This window comes from Deltaproteobacteria bacterium (genome assembly GCA_011773515.1).
GTDB lineage: Bacteria > Desulfobacterota > Deferrimicrobia > J040 > J040 > WVXK01.
Genome location: WVXK01000029.1, coordinates 1 through 1,135, shown reverse-complemented (window position 1 = coordinate 1,135; position 1,135 = coordinate 1). Strand labels below are relative to the sequence as shown.

Below are 1,135 nucleotides of genomic sequence, written 5' to 3'. Positions count from 1 at the left end.
ACGCTTTAAGCCCAATAATCATCCCTACCACTCGGAGAGCTGGTATTACCGCGGCGGCTGACACCAGTCTTGCCCTCTCCTTATTCCCCCGGCTCATTACACCGGGGAAAAGCCATCCTCAGCGGACGGCACTCGGGGTAGCCCCGTCACGCTTTCGCGCATTGCGGAGTTTTCGCGACTGCTGCGCCCCGTAGGGCCTGGGCCCTTGTCTCAGTGCCCATCTCCGGGCTCCCGCTCTCACGGCCCGNNCTCTCACGGCCCGTACCGGTTATAGGCTTGGTGAGCCGTTACCCCACCAACAACCTGATCGGACGCGGCCCCATCCTTAGGCGACGTCGAAAAGCATGGTTTCAACGCCTTTTTGACTAAGAACCATTCCAGGCCTCCTTACCTATCTGGTATTAGCCCCAGTTTCCCGGGGTTGTCCCCGTCCTAAGGGTAGGTTAGCCACGTGTTACTGAGCCGTATGCTGCGTCTCCACCATGGCTTAGAGACGCTCAACTCGCATGTCTTAGTCCCACCCCGATAGCAGTAGGGTCCGGCAGGATCAACCGGATTTGCTGTATGGAGTTTTAGCCGCAAAACCGGCTGGAATTGGGGATTAGCGCCAAGCTCATCTCGGACCTAACTGAAGTCAGGTCCTCATCTTTGTCGCCGCAACCGGAGGTCGAACCCATCATTCAGGGGCGTTAGACGCCTTAAACGTCGGGGTTGAAGCCGCCGAGGTTACGGCTTTTGCATTTCATATCGCCGAAATAGCACTTTGGGCGATCTTGCAATTAGTACGTGTTTCTACCGAACCTAATTAAGCTTTCTGAGGGTTAAGAAGAAACAAACACTCCTAGTTTTGTTCTCCTTTTAAGGTTTTAAGGCTTCATATGGTTGCAAACAATGTTGCAAATTGAGTGAAAACATTTATTCTTAATATGGATTTGTGAGTCGTAAAGTATAACCTGCGATGAATTGTAAATTGAAAAAAAAGGTGAAGAATGTTGAACGAGGTTCTTCTCTTGGCTTGCAAAGAGCTGCTTGACGACGCTAAGCTTGGATGCGCAGACCTGGTTTTCAAAGACATATGCTTAGAAATCCTAGCAAAGGCAAAGCAGATTCTAACCCCTGAACACTTCGAAGAATT

At 51.1% G+C, this 1,135-nt stretch carries 1 rRNA gene; it reads right to left on the bottom strand.

Annotated elements, in window-relative coordinates:
- A 16S ribosomal RNA gene (locus tag GTN70_03565) occupies window positions 1-562 on the bottom strand; the annotation flags it as partial.
- Window positions 563-1,135 lie beyond the last annotated feature (573 nt).